General features: G+C 61.7%; 15 protein-coding genes. 9 read left to right on the plus strand and 6 right to left on the minus strand.

From position 1 onward, the window contains the following. Positions 1-67: 67 nt before the first annotated feature. Positions 68-397: a YbaB/EbfC family nucleoid-associated protein gene (locus tag ACVDHI_RS14700; RefSeq protein WP_005301028.1), complete on the plus strand. Its 330-nt coding sequence runs from the start codon at positions 68-70 to the stop codon at positions 395-397. Between the two features lie 111 nt (positions 398-508). Here ACVDHI_RS14700 and ACVDHI_RS14705 read toward each other — a convergent pair whose 3' ends face one another. After that, complete coding sequence (locus ACVDHI_RS14705; RefSeq protein WP_324061609.1) at positions 509-1,435, minus strand: LysR family transcriptional regulator; 927 nt, start codon at positions 1,433-1,435, stop codon at positions 509-511. 118 nt (positions 1,436-1,553) lie between these two features. Between ACVDHI_RS14705 and ACVDHI_RS14710 the strand changes: the two genes are divergently transcribed. Beyond that, positions 1,554-2,435, plus strand: a complete 882-nt coding sequence (locus ACVDHI_RS14710; protein WP_134997138.1) for a pirin family protein — start codon at positions 1,554-1,556, stop codon at positions 2,433-2,435. A 57-nt stretch (positions 2,436-2,492) separates the two neighbouring features. Here the strand turns inward: ACVDHI_RS14710 and ACVDHI_RS14715 are convergent, their stop codons facing one another. Beyond that, positions 2,493-3,815, minus strand: coding sequence for a YjiH family protein (locus tag ACVDHI_RS14715; RefSeq protein ID WP_010674712.1), 1,323 nt, complete (start codon positions 3,813-3,815; stop codon positions 2,493-2,495). Between the two features lie 406 nt (positions 3,816-4,221). On the opposite strand from ACVDHI_RS14715, the gene ACVDHI_RS14720 reads away from it, so the two are divergent. The 7 genes from ACVDHI_RS14720 (at position 4,222) to ACVDHI_RS14750 (ending at position 15,631) form a co-directional block, all read left to right on the plus strand. Beyond that, complete coding sequence (locus tag ACVDHI_RS14720; protein ID WP_041215183.1) at positions 4,222-5,292, plus strand: helix-turn-helix transcriptional regulator; 1,071 nt, start codon at positions 4,222-4,224, stop codon at positions 5,290-5,292. Positions 5,293-5,375: 83 nt separating this feature from the next. Continuing rightward, entirely contained in the window at positions 5,376-5,798 is a 423-nt protein-coding gene (locus ACVDHI_RS14725) for a CBS domain-containing protein (protein ID WP_010674714.1), read from the plus strand. A gap of 189 nt (positions 5,799-5,987) precedes the next feature. Then, the gene (hrpA, locus tag ACVDHI_RS14730; RefSeq protein ID WP_447212211.1) at positions 5,988-9,887 is read left to right on the plus strand and encodes an ATP-dependent RNA helicase HrpA; all 3,900 of its coding nucleotides are present in this window, start codon (positions 5,988-5,990) and stop codon (positions 9,885-9,887) included. 71 nt (positions 9,888-9,958) lie between these two features. Next, positions 9,959-10,792: a hypothetical protein gene (locus ACVDHI_RS14735; RefSeq protein ID WP_226044238.1), complete on the plus strand. Its 834-nt coding sequence runs from the start codon at positions 9,959-9,961 to the stop codon at positions 10,790-10,792. A gap of 163 nt (positions 10,793-10,955) precedes the next feature. Next, positions 10,956-11,243 (plus strand): 50S ribosomal protein L25, encoded by a 288-nt coding sequence (rplY, locus tag ACVDHI_RS14740; protein ID WP_010674717.1) that lies wholly within the window; start codon positions 10,956-10,958, stop codon positions 11,241-11,243. Between the two features lie 204 nt (positions 11,244-11,447). Continuing rightward, entirely contained in the window at positions 11,448-14,618 is a 3,171-nt protein-coding gene (locus ACVDHI_RS14745) for a response regulator (RefSeq protein WP_447212212.1), read from the plus strand. Further along, a complete protein-coding gene (locus ACVDHI_RS14750; RefSeq protein ID WP_041215179.1) occupies positions 14,615-15,631 on the plus strand; it encodes a response regulator in 1,017 nt (338 codons plus the stop codon). The genes ACVDHI_RS14745 and ACVDHI_RS14750 overlap by 4 nt, the downstream gene beginning before the upstream one ends. On the opposite strand, the gene ACVDHI_RS14755 is transcribed toward ACVDHI_RS14750, so the two are convergent. The 4 genes from ACVDHI_RS14755 to ACVDHI_RS14770 all read right to left on the minus strand — a co-directional run bounded on the left by ACVDHI_RS14755 (position 15,607) and on the right by ACVDHI_RS14770 (position 19,942). Beyond that, positions 15,607-16,251, minus strand: a complete 645-nt coding sequence (locus ACVDHI_RS14755) for an MBL fold metallo-hydrolase (RefSeq protein WP_041215178.1) — start codon at positions 16,249-16,251, stop codon at positions 15,607-15,609. The two genes, ACVDHI_RS14750 and ACVDHI_RS14755, sit on opposite strands and share 25 nt — an antisense overlap. Continuing rightward, positions 16,245-17,375, minus strand: coding sequence for a tRNA 2-selenouridine(34) synthase MnmH (mnmH, locus tag ACVDHI_RS14760; RefSeq protein WP_041211414.1), 1,131 nt, complete (start codon positions 17,373-17,375; stop codon positions 16,245-16,247). The genes ACVDHI_RS14755 and mnmH overlap by 7 nt, the downstream gene beginning before the upstream one ends. Continuing rightward, entirely contained in the window at positions 17,372-18,409 is a 1,038-nt protein-coding gene (gene selD / locus ACVDHI_RS14765) for a selenide, water dikinase SelD (RefSeq protein WP_447212213.1), read from the minus strand. The genes mnmH and selD overlap by 4 nt, the downstream gene beginning before the upstream one ends. A gap of 348 nt (positions 18,410-18,757) precedes the next feature. Further along, a complete protein-coding gene (locus ACVDHI_RS14770; RefSeq protein ID WP_167825596.1) occupies positions 18,758-19,942 on the minus strand; it encodes an acyltransferase family protein in 1,185 nt (394 codons plus the stop codon). Positions 19,943-20,199 lie beyond the last annotated feature (257 nt).

A 20,199-nucleotide genomic window follows, 5' to 3' on the forward strand; every position in this document is an offset into this window, starting at 1 on the left:
CCCCACTTAGGGCAGATGAACCCACAGCCCGGCGCTGGATGCCGGATTTCAAGACGAGAGACGATCTATGTTTGGTAAAGGTGGAATGGGTAACCTGATGAAACAGGCCCAACAGATGCAAGAGCGCATGCAGAAGATGCAAGAGCAGCTGGCCCAGATGGAAGTGGTCGGCGAGGCGGGCGCAGGCATGGTCAAGGTGACCATGGCCGGCAGCCACAGCGTGCGTCGTATCGAGATCGATCCTAGCCTGATGGAAGATGACAAGGAGATGCTGGAAGATCTGGTCGCCGCCGCCGTCAATGACGCCGTGCGCCGCGTGGAAGAGCAGAACAAGGCCAAGATGGGCGAGCTGACCGGCGGCATGCAACTGCCCCCGGGCTTCAAGATGCCTTTCTGAGGATACTGCCCGTATCCGTTTCCCCTCCTCTGGGAAGGGGAAAAATGAAAAGGCCAGAGCCAAGCTCTGGCCTTTTGCATGTCGGCTCCCCCGGGAATGGCCATGCACAGATCATGGCGGGGGCGGCGCACTTGCCTGCCCCAGGGGGGAGAAGCCCTCGACCAGATGATCGATGAGGGCGCGGATGGCAGGCAGCAGACCGCGGCGTGAGGGGAAGACCGCGTGGATCACCTCCTGGCGCGGTGCCCAGTTGGGGAGCAGACGCACCAGCCGGCCATCCGCCAGGGGCTCATTCATCATCATGGTGGGCAGTTGCACGACCCCGAGCCCGTCGATCGCCCCCTGACGCAATGTCTGCATGTCGGTGGTGGCAAAGCGGGGGCTGTGGTGCTGTTTGACTCGGGCCCCATCGGGGCCCAGCAGGGTCCAGTGATGGCCTTCCAGGCTGGCGCCATGACCGAGGCTCGGCCATGACAGCAGATCTGCGGGGGCCCGGGGCATGCCGAGTGACGCGACAAGGGCCGGGCTTGCCACCAGACACTGGGTCGCATAACCCAGCACCCGCATGGCGAGATCGCTGTCCTCCAGGGGCAGTGGTCGCACCCTGAGCGCCATGTCCAACCCCTCCGCGACCAGATCCACCGCCCGGTTGACCCCGACGAGCTGCACCTTGACGCTGGGATGGGCCAGGGCGAAAGAGACCAGCATCCTCCCTACGTGGGCGTGCAGCAGATCGATGGGGCAGGCGATGCGCACCAGACCGCAAGGCTCGCTCTGGGTCGCGGCGATGAGATCCTGCGCCGCATCGGCTTCCACCAGCATGGCCCGGCAACGGGTGTAATAAGCCTGCCCGAGTTCGGTGACGGTGAAGCTGCGGGTGGAACGCTGGATAAGACGCACCCCGAGTCGCTCCTCCAGCATGGCGATGCGGCGGCTGAGCCTGGATTTGGGCATGCCGAGGGCCCTGCCGGCCTGGGCAAAGCCCCCGTGATCCACCACTTGGACATAGAAATAGAGGTCGTTGAGATCCTGTTGCATGGGGTTATCGTTCACAAAATAGGACGCTGATGGCAAATTTTACGTCTACCGGACGCAGCGTTCCAGACTCACAATGCGAGCAACGACACATCCCGTGACGATCACCCAGGAGAGCATCATGAAAAGAGTCATCGGTATTTACAGCGCCCCTCGACAACACTGGGTCGGCGACGGATTCCCGGTTCGCTCGCTGTTCTCGTATCAGACCCATGGCCGCGCCTTGAGCCCTTTCCTGATGCTGGACAGGGCTGGCCCGGCACATTTCGAGCCCGCCGATCATGCCAGGGGCGTGGGGGAACACCCGCACCGTGGTTTTGAGACGGTCACCATCGTCTATGAAGGGGAGGTCGCCCATCGCGACTCGACCGGCCAGGGGGGGATCATCGGTCCGGGAGACGTGCAGTGGATGACGGCCGCCGCCGGCATCATGCACGACGAGTTCCACTCCCAGGGGTTCACCCGTCGTGGTGGTACCCTCGACATGGTGCAGCTCTGGGTCAACCTGCCCGCCAAACACAAGATGTCGACGCCCGGTTATCAGGGCATCACTAGCGACACCATCCCGCAACTGAGCCTCAAGGAGGGCGATGTGCGGGTGCGCATCATCGCCGGGAACGATGCCGGGTTGCAACAAGGCGAGGTAGCGGGGCCCGCCCGCACCTTCTCGCCCATGAACATCTGGGATCTGCGGCTCAAGGGCGGGGCCAGCGTGGTGCTGCCGGCGGTAGCGGGATGGAACAGCGCCTTGGTGGTGCTCAAGGGCTCTCTCTTGATCAACGGTCAGGAGCGCGCGGGCGAAGCACAACTGGTGCTGCTCGATCCCAACGGGGAGGAGTTCATGCTGGAGGCGGAGGGCGAGGCCAGCTTGTTGCTGCTGAGTGGCGAACCCATCGATGAACCCATCGTGGGTTATGGTCCCTTTGTCATGAACAGCGAGGCAGAGATCCATCAGGCGATAGATGATTTCAACAGCGGCCGGTTCGCCGTCATCGCCCCCTGAGACAATCCCGATAAAAACAAAGCGCCTGACGGCGCTTTGTTTTTTTGTGAGCCCTGGTCAACCGAGCCAGCCTAGGGCCAGCGCCAGCCTGCCGCACAAGGCGGCCAGCAGGATGCCAAGCAGGGTGCGCAGCAGCCAGATCACCACCAGCTGTCCCACGCTCACCGGGATCCGGGTGGCCAGGATGCAGGGGATGGAGGCAGAGAAGAAGAGCACCGAGCTGACCGAAACCACGGCCGCGACATAGCGCACCAGCAGGTCGGCATCCTTGAGCAGGATGGCGGGCAGGAACATCTCGGCCAGACCGGCCGAGAGGGCCTTGGCGGTGGCGAGCGGCTCGCCGAGATCCAGCAGCCAGGTCAGTGGCCAGAGCAGCCAGCCCAGCAGATCGAACAGGGGAGTGTGCTTTGCCAGCAGCAGGCCCAGCAGACCGACGGACAGTATGGTGGGCACCACGGCAGCGGCCATGTGAAGACCGTCCCTGAGGTTGTCCTTCAATTGCCGCAACAGGGGATCGGCCTGGTGGGACTGGGTCAGGCCGCAGGTTAGGGCCGCCTGCCAGCGGCTCATGCCAGCCGGTAGCGGCTCGTCGGTCTCCCCATGGTGAGCCAGGCGACTGATGGGAGGAACACGCGCCAGGATGGCGGTGATGACGAAAGTGATCACCAGGGTGGACCAGAAGTAGAAGTTCCAGTGTCCCATCAGGTTGAGGGTCTTGGCCACGATGATCATGAAAGCGGCCGAGACGGTGGAGAAGCCGGTGGCGATGATGACGGCTTCTCGCACCGTGTACTTGCCCGCGAGGAAGACCCGGTTGGTGATGAGCAGGCCCACCGAGTAGCTGCCGACGAAAGAGGCGACCGCATCGATGGCGGAGTGACCCGGCGTGCGCCACAGGGGGCGCATCACGGGTTGCATCAGCACCCCGATGAATTCCAGCAGGCCGAAACCGAGCAGGAAGGTCAGGGCCATGGCGCCGATAGGCACGATGAGGCCCACAGACATGGCCAGTTTGTCGAACAGGAAGGGGAGGCGATCCGGGGTCATCAACCAGGCAGGGCCCCAGTCTGTGACATACAAAATGGCCAGGGCCAGCCCGAGCAGCTTGAACAGGCTCAGTACCCTGTCGATGGGACGGGCGCGCCAGCGGCCATCCAGCAAGGGGGTGATGGCGCCATAGGCGATGAGCAAGAGAATGAGGGTCAGGGCAAGGGGACGCTGGGCAATCAGGAAGCCGGCCAGGTGATCCACCACTATGGTGCTGCGCCCGCCAAGCTCGAAGGGAACAAAAAAGATGGCGATGCCAAGCAGACTGGCCAGCAGCAGCTTGATGCCGGCCCCTGATCCTGCCGGTGCAGTGAGCGTGTGTTCAGGTTCCATTTTCTCTCCTTGTGATCCGCATGGTTCAATTCCGTTGAGGGGATGATTTGTATATACAATATCGTCCAAAGCTCAAAATGGAAACACCAAAGTCACCAAAATGCAACATGTGAATCGGTGTGGATGCAGATGACCCCAAGGTTGAAAAGCGTGATCTTGGGGGGAAGAGGGGCCGGGATGGCGAGTGGGTGGTGAGGCATCAAGAGGCAAAACAGGGAGGAAAGCGACCAGCGCCAGGAAAAACATGAGCGGCTATTTACCCTTTCTGGTCATATTCATTCATGGGCCTATATTCATGACTATTTATGAATAAATCATAAACCCTTTGTTCATTTGACTACTTTTCGGCTATCCCATTGCAGAGTAAGATGCCTCTTCAATAAAAATAAGAATTAGGAGTTCGGGTGTGAAGGCATTAGAGAAAGAAAGGATATCGCCCTATATCAGCCAGTTATACGAGTGCGGTATTAATGATTCTGACATTAAGCTCGTCGTGGACCAATTTCGCGCCGACGTTTCCTGTAGTTCATCCCTGTTTTTATTGCGGGATGATGACAAGAGCGACGGAATAAAGCTTTTTTCCAGCGGTCTGACCGAGGCCCAGCAGCAGTTTTACCTGCAACATCATCGCCAGGATGTGTGGTTCAACCATTATCTGGATAAAGGGTGCAAGGGGATCGTCAGCGCCAACAGCATTTCAAGCTCGGTCGGCCTGCTGGCAAGTTTCGGCGCCCAATTCGCCGCCGGCGGCGTCTGCCAGGTCAAAGGGCGTGGGCTGAGCAGCCTGTGCAGTTACCGTGGTGCAGCGCAAGATGATTTCAGCAGTCGCGACCTCACCTCGCTCTCCGAAATCTATTCCGGACTGGCGGCTTGGAGTCACCATTATTGGAACTTGCTGGCCCTGGAAACCCAGAACTATCAGTTGCAACAGCTGGTGAAAAACCATAATAAGCCCAGCGCCATCATAGACGACAAGGGGCATATTCATTATTCCAATGTGGCCTTCAACCGTATCGCCGATGAAAATGTGGAATTGCGGGCCATCAATGGCATTTTCTCTTTGCAGAATAAGGAGCAGCAACGCCAGCTCAAGGAGATCCTCAATGGCTTTGCCTATTTGCTGCCCGGCGCCAGCGCCTATATGTCCATTCCCCGTCAGCCTAACCTGCGCCCGCTGCTGGTCCAATGCACCCTGATGAGCGGACTCAGCCGCTTTGAACGCTATGTGGAAGTGGTGCTGCGTGACCCCGAGCACGCCTTCAACCCCGACATCGAAGCGCTGGCCAGCCTCTATCCCCTCACCATCGGCGAGAAGGAGTTGCTGGTGCTGATGAGCAAGGGTTACAGCAGCAACGACATTGCGGAGCTGCGCGGTGTCAAGGTGGAAACCGTGCGCTCCACCCTGAAAGGGGTGTTCAAGAAGACCGACTGCCACAGCCAGAACGAGCTCTTGCTCTTGCTGCAATCCATCTCCTGATCCATGCGGACTATGCTTGGAGTGAGCCGGACATAGTGCCCGGCTCTTGCCTCCCCTCGGGAGGCTCGTTGGGGGAAAGCGTCATGGAATCACTCAAGGCAAAGGACTACATGCAGACCAAGCCCATCACCTTCAGCGCAGAGATGATGGTACAGGCGGCGGTGGAAAAATTTCTCAACAGTCATCAGTTGGGCGGCCCCGTAGTGGACAGCCAGGGACATCTGATTGGCTGGGTCTCCGAGCAGGATTGCATCGCCGTCATGCTCAAGGAGGCCTACCACTGTGAACAGGTGGCCCAGGTCAGGGATGTGATGCGCAAGGAGGTGCTGGCAGTCGGCCCCGACACCAGCATCCTGGATCTGGCGGAGATGATGATGGGTCAAAAGCCCAAGATCTATCCTGTGGTGGAGGAGGGGCGCCTGCTCGGGGTCATCAACCGCCACAATGTGATGCAGGCCATCCACGCCCAGCTTGGCACCTGTTTCGTGCATCAGGCCAGAGTCTGAGCGGTGTTGTCTGGTTGTTTTCAAAGAGCAGGCCCCGGCCTGCTCTTTCCATCCGTGGCGGTCATGACGCCACCGGCTTGATGTGCTGGCGCGGCGCTTTAAGGCTTGCACCGCCCAGCCTCGCTCTTTAGGATCTTCCTCAGCTATCGATATGGCCCTTGATGGGCACTTTTTTAAGGAATTCGTACCTTGTCTCTCTCTATCGAGGCGCTGCGCCGCCGTCTTACCGCCTGCATGAATCTCGACGCCCGCCGTCTCTCCAGTCGACTGCACGGGGTCAAGAAGCTGCCGGAAGCCAAGCAGGCTGCCGTGCTCGAGACCATCGCCGCTGACCTGGATGTGGCACAGGCGCGCTACCAGTCCCGTCTGGCGGGCGTGCCCAAGGTCACCTATCCGGACAATCTGCCAGTCAGCCAGAAGCAGGGGGAGATCGCCAAAGCCATTGAAGAGCATCAAGTGGTGATCATCGCCGGCGAAACCGGCTCTGGCAAAACCACCCAGATCCCCAAGATCTGTCTGGCGCTCGGGCGTGGGGTCAAGGGCTTCATCGGCCACACCCAGCCACGCCGTCTGGCGGCCCGTACCGTCGCGGCCCGTATTGCCGAGGAGATGGAGTCCGAGCTTGGCCACTACGTGGGTTACAAGGTGCGCTTTACCGATCAGGTGAGCGAGCAGACCCACATCAAGCTGATGACCGACGGTATCCTGCTGGCGGAGATCCAGAATGACCGGATGCTCACCCAGTACGACACCATCATCATCGATGAGGCCCACGAGCGCAGCCTCAACATCGACTTCATTCTGGGCTATCTCAAGCAACTGCTGCCCAAGCGCCCGGATCTGAAGGTGATCATCACCTCGGCCACCATCGACCCGCAACGTTTCTCCCGCCATTTCAACAAGGCGCCGGTGATCGAGGTCTCTGGCCGCACCTACCCGGTGGAGGTGCGCTACCGCCCGCTCGTCAGTGATAAAAGCGAAGGGCTGGAGGAGCGCGACGAACTGCAGGGGATCTTCGATGCGGTGGAAGAGCTGGCACGCGAAGGGTTGGGGGATATCCTCATCTTCATGAACGGCGAGCGGGAGATCCGCGATACCGCCGATGCCCTGCGCAAGCTCAACCTGCGGGATACCGAGGTACTGCCGCTCTACGCCCGCCTCTCCAACGCCGAGCAGAACAAGGTGTTCCAGCAACATGCCGGGCGGCGCATCGTGCTGGCCACCAACGTGGCGGAGACCTCGCTGACGGTGCCGGGCATTCGCTACGTCATCGATCCGGGCACCGCCCGCATCAGCCGCTACTCCTGGCGCACCAAGGTGCAGCGCCTGCCCATCGAGCCGGTCTCCCAGGCCAGCGCCAACCAGCGTAAAGGGCGCTGTGGCCGGGTGGCGGACGGTATCTGTATCCGCCTCTACTCTGAGGAGGATTTCAACGGCCGTCCGGCCTTTACCGACCCCGAGATCCTGCGTACCAACCTGGCATCGGTCATCCTGCAGATGCTGGCGCTCGGCCTTGGCAATATGGAGGCGTTCCCCTTCGTCGAGCCACCCGAGTCGCGCCATATCAAGGACGGCCTGACCCTCTTGAAAGAGCTGGAGGCGGTGCGCGAGCTGCCCGCCACCGGCGATCGCGAAGCCAAACTGCAACTGACCGAGATCGGTCGCCAGCTCTCGCGCATCCCCCTTGATCCGCGTCTGGCCAAGATGGTGATCAGCGCAGCGCAAACCGGCTGTTTGAGCGAGGTGATGGTGATCACCGCCGCCCTCAGCATTCAGGATCCCCGCGAGCGGCCCATGGAGAAGAAGCAGGCCGCCGACGAGCAGCACAGACGCTTTGAAGACAAGGAGTCTGACTTCCTCGCCTTCGTCAATCTGTGGAACTACCTGAAAGAGCAGCAGGATGCCCTTGGCAGCAACCCGTTTCGCCGCATGTGCCAGAAGGAGTTTCTCTCCTACCTGCGGGTGCGCGAGTGGCAGGACATTCACTTCCAACTGCGCCAGACGGTCAAAGAACTGGGTTTTAAAGCCAACCATGAACCGGCGGATTTCAAGACGGTGCACTGTGCGCTCTTGACCGGTCTTTTGAGCCATATCGGCAACAAGGATCTGGAGAAGCCCGAATTCCTCGGGGCCCGCAATGGCCGCTTCCACCTCTTCCCGGCCTCGGGTCTGTTCAAGAAGCCCCCCAAGTGGGTGATGGCCGCAGAATTGGTGGAGACCTCGCGCCTCTACGCCCGCATCAACGCCAAGATTGAACCGGAGTGGGTGGAGCCGCTGGCAGGTCACCTCATCAAGCTACACCACAGCGACCCCCACTGGTCGAAGAAAAATGGCGCCGTGATGGCCAAGGAGAAGGTGACGCTTTATGGCCTGACTCTGGTCAACGAGCGCATCATCAACTTCAGCCGCATCGATCCGGCGCTGTGCCGCGAGCTCTTCATCCGCCGCGCCCTGGTGGAGGGGGATTTCGAGACCCGCCACCGTTTCTTCAGCGATAACCGCAAGCTCCTGGCCGAGGTGGAGGCGCTGGAGCACAAGTCGCGGCGCCGCGACATCCTGGTGGATGACGAGGACTTGTTCCGCTTCTACGACGCCCGTCTGCCGGAGGAGGTCATCTCCGCCCGGCATTTTGACAAGTGGTGGAAGGAGGCGCAGAAGCAGGATCTCGAGCTGCTCAACTTCGAGAAAGAGATGCTGATGAAGGGGGACGCGGCCCACATCAGCGATCTCGACTACCCCAACTTCTGGCAGCAGGGGCGTCTCAAGCTCAAGTTGACCTACCAGTTCGAGCCGGGGGAGGCGGCGGACGGCGTGACCCTGCATATCCCGCTGCCGCTCCTGAATCAGGTGGAAGTGAAAGGGTTCGAGTGGCTGATCCCGGGGCTGCGTCACGAGCTCTTGGTGGCCCTCATCAAGTCGATGCCCAAGCCGATGCGCAAGAACTTCGTGCCGGCCCCCAACTACGCCGATGCGCTGCTTGCCAGCATCAATCCCGAACAGGGGCCGCTCTTGGACGAGATGGAGCGCCAGCTGCGCCGCATGACCGGCGTGACCGTACCCCGCGAATCCTGGGACTGGGCTGCGGTGCCCGATCACCTGAAACTCACCTTCCGGGTGGTGGACGATAAACACAAGAAGGTGGCGGAAGGCAAGGACCTGGAGGCATTGAAAGAGTCCCTGCGTGGCAAGGTGCAGGAAACCCTGTCCCAGGTGGCGGACGACGACATCGAGCAGTCCGGCCTCACCCTGTGGAGCTTTGGCGAGCTGCCCCAGGAGTACAGCCAGAAGCGCGGCGGCTTCGAGGTGAAAGCCTATCCGGCCCTGGTGGATCAGAAGGATTCGGTGGCCATCCAGCTGGTGGAGAGTCCGGTGGTGCAACAGCAGCTGATGTGGGCGGGCCAGCGCCGGCTGGTGCTGCTCAACGTGCCGTCCCCCATCAAGTATCTGCAGGAGAAGCTGCCCAACAAGGCCAAGCTGGGCCTCTATTTCAACCCCTTTGGCAAGGTGGCCGAGTTGATTGACGACTGCATCGCCTGCGGCTGCGACAAGCTCATCGAGCAGCACGGCGGCATGGCCTGGGACGAGGCCGGCTTCGAGGCGCTCAAGGAGTATGTCCGCGCCGAGCTCAACGACGCCGTGGTGGAGGTGGCCAAACAGGTGGAAGCCGTGCTGACCCTCTCCCATGAGATCAAGAAACGGCTCAAGGGCAAGATGCAGCTCGACACCGCCTTTGCCATGTCGGACATCCAGCAGCAGCTCGGCAACCTCATCCACAAGGGCTTTGTCACCGAGACCGGTTGGCAGCGGCTGCCTGACTTGCTGCGCTACCTGCGGGCCATCGAGCGTCGTCTCGAGAAGCTCGCCATCGATCCTAACCGGGATCGGGTCTACATGCTCAAGGTGCACAGCGTGGAGTCGGAGTACAAGGCGCTGCTCGCCAAGATCCCCAAATCCCAGCTTATTCCCACCGAGGTGGCCAATATTCGCTGGATGATCGAGGAGCTGCGAGTCTCCTTCTTCGCCCAGCAACTGGGGACGCCATACCCCATCTCGGATAAACGGGTGCAGAGCGCCATTGCCCAGTGCTAAGCTGCTATCTATCTGTTTTCTGAGCCATAGTGTGAAAGCAACGGGACGCCAAAGGGAAGGGAGGCCGTCATATGCTGGGGATCTGGTTGGGGGTGGCACTGGTCAACATCAGCGGGTATCAACCCATTGCGGAACAAACCTGGGTGCAGCTCAACCCGGAGTTCTATCCGGTGCAGCGCCCCGTGCCGCCCATTTTTGCGGCCTGGCGGGGCAATCAGTTTCCCCCTCTTGAACAGAGAAAGAAGAATGGCCGCTGGCAGATCCTCTTTCCTGCCCGGCTGGTGCCCCCCTTCGATCTGTTCGAAGGGGAGGCCCAGCTCTCCAAGGCTTACCTGGCCAGGCTAAAGCGCATCGATGAGATGGCCTATGGCATGGCGCCCCACCAATCAGTACAGCAAGCCGCCTCCTCGGCCCCCTCGTTCGAAGTCCCGGGCGCTGTCGCCTTTGTCGCCGAGTTCTCCCTGCCCCGGGAGAGGAAGGCGCGGATGCCCCTGGGGGAGCCCTTGCTCGCACGGCTGGGGGGGCAGGGAGTCCCCATCCAGGCCTTGGCAAGACAGGGAGATGCACAGCCCATGGCCACCGCAGATTCTGCCCCTGAGCCGACGACCCTGACTCTTTCCGCCACGGCGGCAGGGGAGGCATCGCGGGTTTGTCACCAGGTGGCGGCGGGAGAGACCCTGTGGCGTATTGCAAGCCAGCTGCAGTCAAAGGAGGCCGGCGGCTCGGATACTTACAGTTATCTGCTGGCGCTGGTGCAGGAAAATCGAGACAGGATGGTCAAAGGGATCCGGGTGCAGGCCGGGCAGCGCCTCTATTGCCCCAAAGCGCAGACCCTGGCGCAATTTGATGCCCTGAGCCCGGCCCAGCGACAGCAGCAGTTTGCCCGTCTGGAGCAGGGGCGTTAGGGGATGGCGAGAGGCGTGGTGGAGTGCCTCTTGGCCAAAGAGGAGTGACGCGGGTTCTTTCCTTGTATCCCCTCCGGGCCCGTGCTAGTATTCGCGCTCGTTTTGCGAGGTGCTGACCGGTCGCAGTCAACACCATACATTCATCTTAAAAGAGATAATCACTATGTCTTTCGTATTCCAAGCTGAAGTCCGTTCTGACCTGGGGAAAGGTGCGAGCCGCCGCCTGCGTCATGCTGACCTGGTTCCTGCCATCGTTTACGGTGCAGGCAAAGAAGCCGTGTCCGTTACCCTGGACCACAAAAAGCTGATCCTGGCCCAAGAGAAGCCGGAGTTCTACTCCTCCGAGCTGACCCTGGTCATCAACGGTGAAGAAGTCAAAGTGAACGTGAAGGCTATCCAGCGTCACCCGGTTCGCTACAAGCTGGTTCACCTGGATTTCGTTCGCGTCTAATCGACAACGAACTTTCCTGTGAAGAGGCCACCCAATCGGGTGGCCTCTTTGTTTTTACAGCATTTTTTCCGGGAAAATAAAATACTCAAACAGCACTATTGGTCTTTACTTGTAGGCATGATTGACAGCAGGACACGTGTTGTGGTGCTCTGATGTCCAAAAGGTACTCGGGTAAGTCCATTTTTCGGGGCGATGTTGACCGTTATGAAAGGAATCGTACGGACATATATCCTGCTGTTTTCACCTATTCTGCTGCTGGTCCTGGCGGGTGGTTATCTGCTGGGCAATGCACTGATCGAGCGCGAGCTCTATCGCGTTCGCAGCGATGAGAACACCTTCCTGGCGCTCGCCAGCGGCCGCCTTGACGGCGAGCTGGCGGTGCCGCTGCGCCATGTGCGCAGCATGTCGGAAGAACCCATCCTGCTCGAAGCGGCGGCTCGCAATGACCGTGAGACCCTGGCCGTCCAGTTCACCATCCTGCTGAACCGCAATCCCGACTATGCCCAGGTGCGTTGGCTTGCCCCGGATGGCATGGAGCGGGTGCGCATCGATCGCCAGGGCCCGCGTCTGTGGCGTGTGACGGACGACCAGTTGCAGAACAAGGGGGAGCGTTACTACTTTCGCGATGCCATGGCGCTGCCCTGGGAGCGGGTCTACGTCTCGCCGCTCGATCTCAACGTTGAACACGGGGTGATCGATCGCCCCTTCAACCCCATGATCCGCATTGCCAAGCGTCTGCGCCTTGGGGGGCGTGATCTTGGTTTGCTGCTTATCAACGTCCAGGCCGCCCGCATGCTCAAGGAGTTTGCCGACAGCAGCGGCAAGGCAGCCGATCACACCATGCTGTTCAACCAGGACGGATACTGGCTGCGCAGCCCGGACCCATCCCGGGAGTGGGGCTTCATGCTCGAGCGCCCGGATCTCACCCTGAAGCACACTTCCCCCCAGGCCTGGCAGGCGTTCTGGGACGCATCAAACGGCCAGATGGAGTCTGCCGACGGGCTCTGGAGCTGGACCACCCTGTACCCGGCACAGAATCATGATCAGCTGATCTGGAAAGCCGCGTCCCTGGTGCCGCACAGCGAGCTGCAGGCCATTCGCACCCACATCTGGGGGATCATATTGGCCGCCAGCGCCGTGCTGCTGCTGTTGTTTGGTGCCGGTGTGGCTGCACTGGTGCGCAGCAGGCACAAGGAGCAACTGGCCCAGCAGGAAGCGGCCAGGTTGGCACAGGTCAAAGGTGATTTCATCGCCAATATGAGCCACGAGATCCGCACCCCCATGAACGCCATCATGGGGCTGACCTACCTGCTCGAACAGGGAGGGCTCGACGATGGTCAGCATGCCCTGGTGCGCAAAATCCACCAGGCCGGGCAGGCGCTGCTCGGGATCATCAACGACATCCTTGATTTCTCCAAGATTGAGTCGGGTCGGCTCGAGCTTGAGCGGGTGCCATTCAGTCTCGAAGAGGTGCTCGATCACGTGGCGGCCATCATGTCCACCTGCGTTGGCCAGAAGCACCTCGAACTGGTGGTGAGCAGTGCCCCCGAGCCGGTTTCCCATCTGATTGGGGACGCCCTGCGCCTCGAGCAGGTGCTGCTCAACCTGACCGGCAATGCCATCAAGTTTACCGAACGCGGCGAGGTGGAGGTCAAGGTCTTGCTGGAAGCAGAGCAAGACGGCATGGCCACCTTGCTGTTTCGGGTGCGCGACACCGGGATCGGCATTCCCCCCGAGCAGCAGGCCAACATTTTCAATGCCTTCTCCCAGGCAGACTCCTCCACCAGTCGCCGCTTCGGGGGCACCGGGCTTGGTCTGACCATCAGTCGCCGCCTGGTGAATCTGATGGGGGGGGATATCGGCGTCACCAGCGAGCTTGGCAAGGGGAGCGAATTCTGGTTCCGCGTCCGGCTGGAGCAGGTGGAGCGGCCCGAGGCCTTGAACGAGCGCCTGCAGCACATCTCGCTGCTCATCGCCGACGACAATCAGGTGACCCGCGACGCCCTGTCGATGACGGTGGGTTCCCTCGGATGGCAGTCGCGGGTGGTGGAGTCCGGTGAGCAGGCGCTGCACCATCTGCTGCGCCAGGGGGAGCGTTTCGACGTGATCCTGCTCGACTGGATCATGCCGGGCATGGACGGGCTCGAGACCTGCCTGGCCATTCGCCGCGCCTTCGAGCAGCAGGAGCGTTCACCCATCATCATCATGGCGACCGCCTATTCCCAGGATGAACTGATGCACCGCCCCGGCTCGGATCAGGTGGATCTGGTACTGCACAAACCGGTCACCGGCTCCAGTCTTTACAATGCGGTGGCGCGTCTCATCCACGAGAAGCGCGAGCATGTGGAGCCCCTTGAGAGTGGCCAGCGCCGTCTGCGCCTGCCGGGCGTGCACATACTGCTGGTGGATGACAGCGACATCAACCTTGAGGTGGCGACCCGCTTGCTGCAACGGGAGGGGGCCGAGGTGATCACCGCCATCGACGGGGAGCGAGCCCTGGCCTGCCTGGCAGATCCGGCCCGGCGCATCGATCTGGTGCTCATGGATGTGCAGATGCCGGTGATGGATGGCTACGAGGCGACCCGTCGCCTGCGCCTGCTGCCGGGGCGGGAGGAGACTCCCGTGCTGGCTCTCACCGCCGGGGTATTCAAGGATCAGCGGGAGGCGGCATTGGCCTCTGGCATGAACGACTTCATCGCCAAGCCGCTCGATGTGGAGCAGCTCATCGCGACCTTGTTGCGTTATCTGCCGGACGTTGTCCTGCCGCTCACCGTGAACGACGAACTACTCCCCCACGAGCCGGTGGCCGGCATCGATATCGATACCGGACTGCGCAACTGGGGTGAAGCCTCGGTCTATCTTAAATACCTGCGGCGTTTTCGCGATGACTACATGACGGTCGGTACCGTGTTGCCGGGTTACATCGCCCAGCACGAGACCGATGCGGCCGCGAGCCTGACCCACAAGCTCAAGGGGGTGGCGGGCAGCCTGTCGCTCACCGATGTGGCGCGTATCAGTGCCGAGTTGAACGAGGCCATCGAGCAGGGTGGCGACACCAGCCAGCTTATCGCGCCCTTCCTCGAGGCCCTGGAGCGGGCGCAACACTCCATCGATACCTATGCCGGGCGCGAGCCGGGCGCGGTCAGCTCCCCGCTGGCCCAGGGGGAGGCGCGGGAGGTCTGCCTGCACGCCCTGCATCAGGCCCTGGTGAGCGAGGATCTGGATCTGATTGAGCCGGCACTGAGCCAGGCAAGGAGTCACTTGCCTTGCGAGCTGGTGAGCGAGATAAGCGCAGCCCTGGAGCTGTTCGATATCCCGTTCGCCACCCGCAAGCTGGAGGAATATCTGGAGGATCGGGAGGAACCTGCGCCATGAGTCGACCGCGCGTGCTGATCATCGACGACGAGCCGAGCAACCTCGGGTTGCTGCGGCAAATCCTCAAGGAGGAGTACAACCTCTTCTTTGCCAAAGGGGGAGAGGAGGGGTTGGCCGCCGTGGGGCGTCACGAGCCGGCACTTATCCTGCTGGACGTGCGCATGCCCGACATGGATGGTTACGAGGTGTGCCGTCGGCTCAAGGCCGATCCGGCTCATGCCGGGATCCCGGTGCTCTTTATCACCGCGAGCGACAACGCAGACAGCGAGAGCCAGGGGTTCGAGGCGGGCGGAGTGGATTATATCTACAAGCCGGTCTGTCCGAGCACGGTGCGTGCCCGGGTGCGCAATCATCTCTCCCTGGTGCGCCTCGATCAGCTCGAGTGCAGCTATCGCACTGCCATCGTCATGCTGAGCGAGGCGGGCCACTACAACGACACCGACACCGGGGTGCATATCTGGCGCATGGCCGCATACGCCCGGGCCCTGGCTGATGCGGCGGGCTGGAGCCCGGAGCAGTCGGATCTGCTGGAGCTGGCGGCCCCCATGCACGACATGGGCAAGATTGGTATCCCCGATCACATCCTCAAGAAGCCTGGCCCCCTCACCGAGGAGGAGTGGGTCATCATGCGAAGTCACCCGCGTATCGGTTACGAGATCCTGAGGCGATCCGATGCCCCCATTTTTCGCATGGCGGCGGAGATTGCCCTGCACCACCACGAGAAATGGGACGGCTCGGGCTATCCCGCTGGCGAGACCGGTGAGGGGATCCCCGAGGCGTCGCGGATAGTGGCCATCGCCGACGTCTTTGACGCCCTGAGCGTGCGTCGTCCCTACAAGGAGCCCTGGCCCCTGGACCGGGTGCTGGCTACCATGCGCGATGGCTCCGGCCAGCACTTCGATCCCCGGCTGCTCTCCCGTTTTCTCGAGATCATGCCGGAGATCTTGCGCCTCAAGGCGCAATGGGATGCCCGCGAGGAGCGGGGGGATTACCAGATGGGCTGGGTCAGATAGGGATTGCTGGCCCGTTCGTGACCAAAGGTGGAGCTCGGGCCATGGCCCGGAATAAAGACGATCTCATCCCCGAGCGGCAGCAGGGTCTCGGTGATCGATTTGATCAGCGTCCCGTGATCCCCGCGCGGGAAATCGGTGCGGCCTATGCTGCCGGCAAAGAGCACATCCCCCACCCAGGCGAGGCGTTCTGCCTGGCAGAGCAGCACGATGTGGCCCGGAGTGTGGCCCGGGCAGAAATAGACCTCCAGCTCGCATTTGCCAACCTGTACCTTGTCACCCTGTTCGAGCCAGCTATCCGGTGTAAAGGCCGGAGTATGGGCAAAGCCGAACATCTGGCTCTGCTGGGGCAGGATATCGAGCCAGAAGGCATCCTCCTTGTGGGGGCCGGTAATGGCGATACCGGTTCTCTCGCGCAGCTCGGCGGCAGCGCCCACGTGATCCAGATGGCCGTGGGTTAGCAGAATATGGGTCAGGGTCAGCCCCCGTTTGGCTATGGCGGCCAGCAGCTTGTCCGCCTCGCCGCCGGGATCGACGAGGGCAGCCTGGCGGGTCTCGTCACACCAGATAAGGGAACAATTCTGGGCGAACTGGGTGACCGGGATCACCTCGAACTTCAACATGTGGGACTCTCCTGAGGGGTCTGAAGGGGGGAGCGTTTGGCGAAGAAGGCGAGGCAGGCCTCCTTGTCACCACGAAACAGGATCCGCTCGCGCTTGTTGTCCAGCTGATAGCGGTACATGGGGTCATAGTAGCGAGTCAGCAGCAGTCTGATCCAGACCAGATGGGCGCGGGTGTCCCCGCTCTGGGCCTGTTCCCTGAGGGCGGCCTGCAACAGCCCATCGAGTTCGCGATAATCCTTGTCACCGAGTCGGCGCTTGAGCCTGGCCATGGCGTCGGTGAGGTAGCCGGCAAACAGCGGCCAGCCTGCATCTGGCCCATGGAACTCCAGATAGCGCAGCCAGAGATCCTGCACGTAATCGGTGCGGATCTGCTCGGCCCGTGCCTCCTGCGGCACCTCCACCACCACCAGAGGAGCCCGGCACATGGCCTCATAGAGGTTGAGTGGCAGGGCGCAGCGACCGATGAGACGGCTCTCGTCTTCCAGGACAAACTGTGACTCTCCCCGGTTGCGACGCTGAAGCAGCTCGATGGCAAGCCGATTTTCGAAGTCGATGTTGCCGGGTTGCCCACCCGGCAGTTGGCCAAACGACGACCCCCTGTGACGGGCGTGCCCTTCCAGATCCACCGCCTGGGTGATGTGCGCCAGCATGTGGGTCTTGCCGGAGCCGGTCATGCCGGTCAGCACGGTCCAGTCGCACTCTGCACTGGCCTTCGCCTGGGTGTCGATGAGAAAGTGGCGCAGCGCCTTGTAGCCGCCCGCGACCCGGGGGCGGGTGACGCCGGCCTCGGCCAGCCACTGTTGTACGGTTTGCGAGCGCAGGCCGCCGCGAAAACAGTAGAGCAGGGCGTCGGGTTGCTGGCGCAACCTGGCCAGCCAGCCTTCCATGCGCGCGGCGCGCACCGCGCCACCTACCAGTTGATGGCCCAGGGTGATGGCTGCGGCCTGTCCCTCCTGCTTGTAACAGGTACCGACCCGGGCGCGCTCCTCGTCAGTCATCAGCGGCAGGCTGACGGCGGTGGGAAAGGCCCCTTCCTTGAACTCGACGGGGGCACGCAGATCGATGAGTGGAACCTCATCCAGAAAGATCCGGGCGTAATCCGTGGCCAGTGGCAGGGCACTCATCGGACAACCTCGATGAACTGGTTGCCGGTGCGGGCCTGCAACTGGCCGATGGGAGAGAGGGTCAGCCCTGCCTGTGCGGCAATGGCAAGGAGCTCGGCTTCACTTTCTTTACCGACGGCTACCAGCAGGCCGCCGCTGGTCTGCGGGTCGCACAGGATGTTGCGGGTGCGATCATCCATGGCGCCCAGCTTGTCACCATAGGAGTCGAAGTTGCGCAGGGTACCGCCCGGTACGCAGCCCTCACTCAGGTAGTAATCCACCTCGTCCAGCAGCGGCAGCGCCTTGAAGTCCAGACGGGCACTGACGCCGGAACCTTCGCACATCTCCAGCAGGTGGCCTGCCAGCCCAAAACCGGTCACGTCGGTCATGGCGTGCACGCCGGGCAGGGCCGCAAACTGCTGACCAATCTTGTTGAGGGTGCACATGGCATCCGGGGCCAGTTGCTCATGCTCGGGCTTGAGCTTGCCCTTCTTCTGGGCTGTGGTGAGGATGCCGATGCCAAGGGGCTTGGTCAGATAGAGGGTGTCGCCCGCCTGGGCGGTGTCATTCTGCTTGATGGCGTCGAGTGGCACGATACCGGTCACCGCGAGGCCGAAGATGGGCTCGGGGGCGTCGATGCTATGACCGCCTGCCAGAGAAATGCCCGCCTCGTGACACACCTGGCGACCCCCGTCGATCACCTGCTGGGCCACTTCAGGTGCGAGTATGTTGACGGGCCAGCCGAGGATGGCGATGGCGACGATGGGTTTGCCGCCCATGGCGTAGATGTCGCTGATGGCGTTGGTGGCGGCGATGCGACCGAAGGTGAAGGGATCGTCGACGATGGGCATGAAGAAGTCGGTGGTGGAGACGATGCCCTGGCCGTTGCCGATGTCGACCACGGCGGCGTCATCTTTGCTGCTGTTGCCGACCACCAGGGTGGGGTCGTCAAAGCCCGGGATCTGGCTCTTCAAGATGGTGTCGAGCACCTTGGGGGAGATTTTGCAACCGCAGCCAGCGCCGTGGCTGTATTGGGTCAGACGAATGGAAGACATGCTTTCCCCTTGTGTGGGCAGACTTGCGTGTGCCAATAACTGCTGTGGCACCGTCAAATGTGCGCGCAAAAATAGGGTGGCCCTGGCGGCCTGTGAACACAGTGATGTCAGGCTGCCTGGCAGGACGGGAGGAGGGCAAGGATGCGCCGGCGAAGCCCCGCCTAGGACCACAGGACGGGCCATTATGCCACAGACGGCCCTCTTGATTCGAACTGGAATTCACACAAAGCGCAGGGGATTGTCGGGTTCAAAAAGAGCCGTACTCTTCGCCTTGCTCAGGCTAGTCCCACTTTGAGCCGCCCCGACGGCGTGCCGGTCTTGCATTGGGGCAGCATGTGGCGACGGAAACTAGCCAGCTTGCTCCATCACTGGTTGGGGCGCCTTGCCTAGCCGGCGCAGTCGCCATTGCAGCGGCCGCTCCAGCAGGGTGTAGCTCAGCGCCGAGAGCCCGATCAGCACGGCGAGCATCAACAGGGTGGCCAGCACCCCCAGCAAGGGGTTGGTCTGGGCGTACCACCACGCGGTGAGCCCCGGCGCCAGAGAGTGGACAAGCTCGCAGCCGGTGAGCAACACCAGGGCGTGGAGCAGGTAGATGGAGTAGGAGAGATCCCCCAGCCAGTTGGTGAAGCGGTTGTCCAGGAGGCGCAGCAGCGGGCTCTGGCGATCACCCTGGGCAGCGGCAATCCAGATCAGCAAGACGTAGGCGCTGATCAGCAGCAGGGTCAACAACGGCGTCATGGTGAACTGCATCAGTGCGAAGGGGAGCAGAAAGGCGAGCAGCAGCGGCAGATCTTGCTGCATCATGGGCCACTGGCGGGCAGCCTTCACCTTGGGCAGCAGCCAGAGGCCGAGCACGAATTCACTCACCCCGCGCCCGATGGCCAGCGCGCCGCTGGTGACATCCAGGGTACCCCGGCTGTGCACGATATAGGCCAGAACCGTCAAGGCCAGCAAGGGGGCGAGGTTGCTCCAGCGGCTGCGGGTGACGGCGAGGGGAATGAGCAATGGAAACAGCAGATAACTTATCCACTCCACGCTGAGCGACCAGGCAGCGAAGTTCCAGGTCAATCCGTGATCCGTTACCACCTGCAGCAGCAGGAAGGCGCTTGGCAGTGCCTCGGCGGGGGTGAAGGGGGAACCAAAAGGAGGCATCCCCTCCCACTCCCACATCTTGAACAGGGGGCCGGCGTAGAAGCCAATCCCGTGGTGGGCCTTGTAGAGCTCCCAGCCAACCAGCAGCAGCAGGGTCACCAGGTAGAGGGGATAAACCCGGGTCAGCCGCAGCCAGAGGAAGCGGCCATAACCAATGGTGCGGGGCGTGCGGGCGAAGGCCTCCCCATAGACATGGGCCAGCACCAGCCCGCTCAAGATAAAGAAGAGATCGACCCAGAGGTAGCCGTTCTCGATGAGTCGGGTGTGGCCGGCGATCGACTCCATCCACTGGGGAAAGAGCAGCAAGCGGGCATGGAACAGCACCACCATCAGGGCAGCGATGCCCCGCAGCGGCGTCAACAGCGGCAATGATTGATTCATGACGGGATCCTTGATGATGTTCAGCTTGGCCTGACATCAATTTTTGTTGTGGTGCCGCTCATCAACCCTGATGAGTCGGCTGCCCCGGCTTGGCGGCCACAGGCGGGATCACCCTACCTAAAAGAGAGCCATACGGGTGTGATTGCCGTCATGAATGGGCGTTTATCATCCCAAAACCAGCATGGGATAGGGACGCATCGAAAATAGAGAGGGGATCTAGACTAGGGAAGTCATCCCTCTGAGCGTCAGGAACATCC

Source organism: Aeromonas sp. 25-248 (assembly GCF_053005425.1).

Bases quoted from the DNA above. Each gene is read 5' to 3' on its own strand.
- ACVDHI_RS14705 (WP_324061609.1), bottom strand. From the start codon at position 1,435: ATGCAACAGGATCTCAACGACCTCTATTTCTATGTCCAAGTGGTGGAT.
- ACVDHI_RS14770 (WP_167825596.1), bottom strand. From the start codon at position 19,942: ATGAATCAATCATTGCCGCTGTTGACGCCGCTGCGGGGCATCGCTGCC.
- ACVDHI_RS14750 (WP_041215179.1), top strand. From the start codon at position 14,615: ATGAGTCGACCGCGCGTGCTGATCATCGACGACGAGCCGAGCAACCTC.
- mnmH (WP_041211414.1), bottom strand. From the start codon at position 17,375: ATGAGTGCCCTGCCACTGGCCACGGATTACGCCCGGATCTTTCTGGAT.
- ACVDHI_RS14755 (WP_041215178.1), bottom strand. From the start codon at position 16,251: ATGTTGAAGTTCGAGGTGATCCCGGTCACCCAGTTCGCCCAGAATTGT.
- ACVDHI_RS14715 (WP_010674712.1), bottom strand. From the start codon at position 3,815: ATGGAACCTGAACACACGCTCACTGCACCGGCAGGATCAGGGGCCGGC.
- rplY (WP_010674717.1), top strand. From the start codon at position 10,956: ATGTCTTTCGTATTCCAAGCTGAAGTCCGTTCTGACCTGGGGAAAGGT.
- ACVDHI_RS14735 (WP_226044238.1), top strand. From the start codon at position 9,959: ATGCTGGGGATCTGGTTGGGGGTGGCACTGGTCAACATCAGCGGGTAT.
- ACVDHI_RS14700 (WP_005301028.1), top strand. From the start codon at position 68: ATGTTTGGTAAAGGTGGAATGGGTAACCTGATGAAACAGGCCCAACAG.
- selD (WP_447212213.1), bottom strand. From the start codon at position 18,409: ATGTCTTCCATTCGTCTGACCCAATACAGCCACGGCGCTGGCTGCGGT.
- ACVDHI_RS14710 (WP_134997138.1), top strand. From the start codon at position 1,554: ATGAAAAGAGTCATCGGTATTTACAGCGCCCCTCGACAACACTGGGTC.
- ACVDHI_RS14725 (WP_010674714.1), top strand. From the start codon at position 5,376: ATGGAATCACTCAAGGCAAAGGACTACATGCAGACCAAGCCCATCACC.
- ACVDHI_RS14745 (WP_447212212.1), top strand. From the start codon at position 11,448: ATGAAAGGAATCGTACGGACATATATCCTGCTGTTTTCACCTATTCTG.